Raw genomic sequence first — 5,536 nt, 5'->3', positions numbered from 1 at the left:
TCAACGAAGAAGAGCTCATGCACTTTTCTTACCTGCGTTTCTTGGAAAATCAAATTCGCAAGGCCTTTGTCTTTGAAGGAACCCCGATTCACTTGATTGCAAGGAAACGGAAATAGGACTCGCTTCAGCCTGTTTACAAAGAAAACAAGGTATATAGTAAGGAGTTTATGGAGGGAGGTGTATCCTTAAATCCATAAACTTGCTAGCTCAAAATTTGGAATAGATTGATGAGGGAAACTGAATTGGAAAAATTGGGTTTCTCTTATTTTTTGATGATGAGCTTTCTCCGTCTCAAGTCGGATTTGAGCTTAAAAAATGGTTTTTAAAAGAGTTTTAGCCTTAATTATGGTAAAATAATGTCTGAATACTATTAGCTATCAAATGAATTGAATGAGGTCTTTATGATGAAAATCGGAATCGATCAAATCGGTTTTGCGACCAGCAATTATGTTTTAAAATTAGATCATCTGGCTGAGAAGCGGGGCATTGATCCCGACAAGCTCAGCAAGGGATTATTGATGAAGGAGATCAGCATTGCTCCTTTAACTGAAGATATCGTCACTTTGGGCGCAGCAGCGGCTGAGCAAATCTTGACTGTCGAGGACAAGAAGGCCATTGATATGGTCATTGTCGCAACGGAGTCTAGCATTGACCAAAGTAAGGCGGCTTCGGTCTTTATTCACGGTCTTTTGGGGATCCAGCCCTTTGCTCGTAGCTTTGAAATGAAGGAAGCCTGCTACGCTGGAACTGCTGCTCTAGATTATGCCAAGCTACATATCAAACAATATCCAGAAAGCAAAGTCTTGGTCATCGCTAGTGATATTGCAAAATACGGGATAGAGGCGCCAGGAGAGCCGACTCAAGGTGCAGGCGCAATTGCTATGCTGATCAGTCAAAATCCACGAATTCTGGAGTTCAACGATGACAATGTGGCCCAGACTCGTGATATTATGGATTTCTGGCGACCAAATTATTCTACGACTCCTTATGTCAATGGTGTTTACTCAACCCAGCAGTACCTAGATTGCCTCAAGACGACTTGGAACGAATACCAAAAGCGTCATGGTTTAGCTTTGGGAGACTTTGCAGCGGTTTGTTTCCATCTTCCCTATCCAAAATTGGCGCTGAAGGGGCTGAATAAAATTATGGATAAAAACTTGTCTCAGGAGGAGCAAAAAGGCCTGCAAGAAAACTTTGACAAGTCTATTCTCTATAGCCAAAAGGTCGGGAATATCTATACAGGCTCCCTCTTTTTGGGGCTCTTGTCCCTCTTAGAAAACTCTGAAAATCTTAAGGCTGGTGACAAGATTGCTCTCTTTAGTTATGGGAGTGGCGCTGTGGCCGAGATTTTTAGTGCCAATCTGGTAGAAGGTTATGAGAAACAGCTGACGACTAATCGTTTGGAGAAATTAAATCAACGTCAAGAACTGACAGTTGCTGCTTATGAAGAGCTTTTCTTTGCAGAAGCTCAGCTGGATGAAAACGGCTCAGCTGTTTTTTCTGACTACGATGACCAAGTTTACGCCTTGGTTCAAATCGATCAACACCAGCGCAAGTATATCAAAGTTGAGAAATCATCATGAAAATAAATTGGACCGGATTTTCTAAAAAAACGCCTGCAGAGCGACTAGAGTTTCTGAAAGCCCATGAACTACTTCAGGCTGAGAATTGGCAAAATCTTGCTAATCAAAGCCATTTGCCGCTGGAGACAGCCAATCAAATGAGTGAAAATGTGCTTTCTGTTTTGGCTTTACCTTATTCGATTGCACCAGACTTTCTTATAGATGGGCAGGTTTATCAGGTACCCTTTGTAACAGAGGAGCCCTCTGTCGTTGCTGCTGCCAGTTTTGCGGCAAAAATCATTCAGCGCAACGGCGGTTTCAAGACCAAGATTCATAATCGGCAGATGGTTGGGCAGGTCGCACTCTATGATGTTCCCGATGTAGCTAAAGCCCTGGAGCAGATCCAAAATGAGAAGTCAGCTTTATTAGAATTGGCAAATCAAGCCCATCCTTCCATCGTCAAGCGAGGAGGTGGGGCGCGTGATTTGAGAACGGATTTCCTGGAGGGAGAGACGGACTTTCTAGTTGTCTACCTTGTCGTGGACACTCAGGAAGCCATGGGTGCCAATATCCTTAATACGATGCTAGAAGCCCTAAAAGAACGGTTGGAGGAGTTAACAGGTGGACAGAGCTTGATGGGCATCTTATCTAACTATGCGACTGAGGCGCTCGTAACAGCCTCTTGTGAAATTGATTTCCACTCACTCAGTCGAGACAAGGCAGAAGCTGAACGCACTGCTCAAAGAATCGCTCTAGCCAGTCAATTTGCAAAACAGGATCCTTATCGGGCCAGCACGCATAATAAAGGCATTTTCAACGGAATTGATGCAGTTCTTTTGGCGACAGGTAATGACTGGCGCGCTATTGAAGCAGGGGCCCATGCCTATGCTGCTCGTGATGGCCGTTATCAAGGATTGAGTAACTGGGAGGCCAATTTAGAGGAAAGAAAACTCTATGGCCAGTTGACTTTACCCATGCCTGTTGCAGCCAAGGGAGGCTCGATTGGGCTTAATCCAATGGTTGTCGCCAGTTTTGATTTATTGGGGCAACCGACAGCCAAAGAATTAGCTTCGATTATCGTATCTGTCGGCTTAGCGCAGAATTTTGCAGCTTTGAGAGCACTGGTGACTACGGGAATTCAGGCTGGCCACATGAAACTCCAAGCTAAATCTCTAGCTTTATTGGCAGGTGCTCAGGAAGTTGAGATTGCTGCTGTTGTTGCAGAACTTCTCAAAGAGAAGCAATTTAATCAGGCAAAAGCCAAGGAAATTTTAGGTAAAATGCGTAAAGAAAAATGAGGCTGGGACAAAAGTCCTAGCCTCTCAATTGTCTTTGGATTGTCGAGCAAGACGCAGTGGTTGAGTGGGCTCTATTACGCTGATTTCATCAGCTTTTACAGCCCTACTCAACTGTGCGGAGGTGGGACGACGAAATCGAATTCTAACGAATTACCGATTTCTGTCCCACTCTCATTTTTTATAATGAAGAGGATGTTTCTTCAGGTAGCTGTAAATCTTTAAGACAACCGTCCCACTAGCCATGCCGATTGAGATGACCAAGGCTAGGATGACGACCAAGGTAGCATGAACCATGGCCTGACTATAATCGCCTGTCACAAAAAAGGCAGTTGTCCGATAGGAAATATAACCAGGTACCAGAGGAGCCAGAATAGCCAAAATAAAGACGACAGCTGGCGTTCTATAGATGATGCTGAGGATTTGGCTGGCACAGGAACCAATGATAGCAGCCACAAAGGTTGCAATGATAACATTGGTCGGTCCTTTGAGCAGGAGATAGAGTAGCCAAGTGGCCATTCCTAAGACTCCGCCAGGAATCAGCATACTCCGCTGGACATTTAGAACGATTAAAAAGGTGATGATGGCCAGTAGGCTGGCAAGGGCTTGCAGTAAGAAAGTCAAGATTGTCATAGGCTTATTTCATAATAAGAAGGGCGACAGAGGTACCTGCACCGAGAGCAAGGGTAATGAGGAGCGATTCAAAGAGCTTGCTCATCCCAGAGTTGATATGGTTTGTCATGATATCTCTAACTGAGTTGGTCAGAGCGATCCCTGGGACGAAGGGCATGACAGCTCCTGCAATGATCAAGTCTGCTGTTGAATCGAAACCTGAGTAGCGAGCCCAAATCTGGGCCAACAATCCGAAGACGAAAGCTCCAGCAAAGGCCGAAACAAAAGGAATCCGAATGTATTTATCGACATAAAGGGAGAAAGAAAAGCCAAATAGGGTCGCTATACCAGCCCCAAGAGCATCGTAGAAATTTCCTCCGAACATGATCGAAAAGAAGGGAGCACTGAGCGTAGCAGCTGTAATCAGTTCTTTTTTGCTATAAGGAAGTTTTTTTATTTTAAGTTCTTTTAGTTGCTCAAGCGCTTCTTCTAGATTGATGGCACCACTAACCAGTTGGCGAGAGACTTGATTGACATCACAGACCTTCTCGATATTATAGTTCGTATGGATATTTCGCTTCATTCGAGAAATATTGGTATTTTCAATGGAAAAGAATATGGCAACGGGCATGGCTAAGGCATTGCAGTCCAGGATGCCTTGCGAATGGGCAATCCGGATCATGGTGTCTTCGACCCGATAAATCTCTGAGCCACTTTGTAATAGCAAGGTCCCAGCTAGCATGATAACATCGACGGCCAGATTAAGATTTTTTTCATCTGTAGACATTTTCTCAGCCATTGCATCCCCTTTTTCGTTTCACAATAACTCTATTATAACACAAATGCCCCAAGCTATCTCTATAAATCAAAATAAAACCAGCTGATTTTCAGCTGGTTTTACAATTAGGAAAGAGGCTTAGCTAAGTGCATCATCCATAGAAAGGACTTCGTGGAAGACACGTTGTGTCAATTCAGTCTTTTGCTCTGGAGTGAGGTATTTAGTGTTTACACAGTAACCTGAGATACGAACGATAACGTCTTCACCAGACATGATCTTGTCGTAAACATCTTGCAAGTCCATAACGTTCAAGTTAACGTGTTGTCCACCGTTTTCAAAGTAACCATCAAGGATTGTTACCAAGTTGTCTACTTGCTCATCGTGAGTTTTACCAAGGGCACGAGGTGAAACTTGAGTTGTCAATGAAATACCATCAGCTGCATAGCTGAAGTCCAGACTAGCAAGTGAGTTCAAGTTTTGCAACCAGCCACCTTTAGCTTTGTTAGATGGGTTAGCACCTGGTGAGAAGAATTCAAGTTTAGACAAGTTCACAGAACCATCTTCGTTGAGGTAAACACCCTTGTGGACTGGTGAGTTACCAGTTTGTTTAGAGTAAGCAACGTTAGATGTGATTGTCAAAAGTGATACAGTTGCTTCAGCGTCTTTGTAAAGTTTGTGGCTACGTAGACGTGTAGTGTAAGCTTCGATCAACCATTCTGCCAATTCGTTTGAGCGAGGATCATCTTCACCCCAACGTGGGTATTCACCGATTGTTTCGTAATCGTAGATGTAGCCATTTTCATCACGGAGTGGTTTAACAGTTGCATACTTGATAGCTGACAATGTATCAACAGTGTTAGCAAATCCACAGATACCGAATCCCATGTTAGCACGTTGATAAGTTGGCAAGAAGGCCATTTGAACAGCTTCGTAGTTGTACTTGTCAGTCATGTAGTGGATGATGTTCAAAGCATCTACGTAGGTGTCAGTCAACCAGTCAAGTGATTTTTCGAAGTTCGCTTTAACTGATTCAAATTCAAGAACTTCATCACGGATAGGATCGATGTCAAATACTTTGTAGTCTTTATGTACATCATCGTAACCACCGTTCAAACCAGTAAGAAGAGCTTTCAAAACGTTTACACGAGCACCGAAGTACTGGATGTTGTGGCGTTGTTCTTCGTTTTCTGGGTCAAGTGGAGACACACAACATGAGATACAGCTCATTTCACCATATCCGTCTTTAGCCATTGTTGTTACACCTTCGTATTGGATAGAAGAGTGTTTGT

Annotated in this window: 6 protein-coding genes; 3 read left to right on the top strand and 3 right to left on the bottom strand. The window is 43.6% G+C overall.

All coding sequences use genetic code 11. The annotated features are described in order from the left end of the window. The 3 genes from Q0191_RS05115 to Q0191_RS05105 all read left to right on the top strand — a co-directional run. The coding region (locus tag Q0191_RS05115) for a hypothetical protein (protein ID WP_297664424.1) at nucleotides 1–116 on the top strand (116 nt) is incomplete at its 5' end. 288 nt (nucleotides 117–404) lie between these two features. Then, a complete protein-coding gene (locus Q0191_RS05110; protein ID WP_297664422.1) occupies nucleotides 405–1,583 on the top strand; it encodes a hydroxymethylglutaryl-CoA synthase in 1,179 nt (392 codons plus the stop codon). Continuing rightward, nucleotides 1,580–2,860, top strand: a complete 1,281-nt coding sequence (locus tag Q0191_RS05105) for a hydroxymethylglutaryl-CoA reductase, degradative (RefSeq protein WP_297664420.1) — start codon at nucleotides 1,580–1,582, stop codon at nucleotides 2,858–2,860. Before Q0191_RS05110 ends, Q0191_RS05105 begins: the two co-directional genes overlap by 4 nt. A gap of 171 nt (nucleotides 2,861–3,031) precedes the next feature. On the opposite strand, the gene Q0191_RS05100 is transcribed toward Q0191_RS05105, so the two are convergent. The 3 genes from Q0191_RS05100 to Q0191_RS05090 form a co-directional block, all read right to left on the bottom strand. Continuing rightward, complete coding sequence (locus Q0191_RS05100) at nucleotides 3,032–3,490, bottom strand: threonine/serine exporter family protein (RefSeq protein WP_125373811.1); 459 nt, start codon at nucleotides 3,488–3,490, stop codon at nucleotides 3,032–3,034. A gap of 4 nt (nucleotides 3,491–3,494) precedes the next feature. Continuing rightward, complete coding sequence (locus Q0191_RS05095; protein ID WP_297664417.1) at nucleotides 3,495–4,268, bottom strand: threonine/serine exporter family protein; 774 nt, start codon at nucleotides 4,266–4,268, stop codon at nucleotides 3,495–3,497. A gap of 117 nt (nucleotides 4,269–4,385) precedes the next feature. After that, a partial coding sequence (locus Q0191_RS05090) for a pyruvate formate lyase family protein (RefSeq protein ID WP_297664415.1) occupies nucleotides 4,386–5,536 on the bottom strand: 1,151 nt, incomplete at its 5' end.

Source organism: uncultured Streptococcus sp., from assembly GCF_938036805.1.
Lineage (GTDB): Bacteria > Bacillota > Bacilli > Lactobacillales > Streptococcaceae > Streptococcus.
The sequence above is the reverse complement of the archived record's forward strand: the minus strand, read 5'-3'. Positions and strand labels throughout refer to the sequence as shown.

Coding starts and splice junctions, on each gene's coding strand:
- Q0191_RS05110 (WP_297664422.1), top strand. CDS start 405: ATGAAAATCGGAATCGATCAAATCGGTTTTGCGACCAGCAATTATGTT.
- Q0191_RS05095 (WP_297664417.1), bottom strand. CDS start 4,268: ATGGCTGAGAAAATGTCTACAGATGAAAAAAATCTTAATCTGGCCGTC.
- Q0191_RS05105 (WP_297664420.1), top strand. CDS start 1,580: ATGAAAATAAATTGGACCGGATTTTCTAAAAAAACGCCTGCAGAGCGA.
- Q0191_RS05100 (WP_125373811.1), bottom strand. CDS start 3,490: ATGACAATCTTGACTTTCTTACTGCAAGCCCTTGCCAGCCTACTGGCC.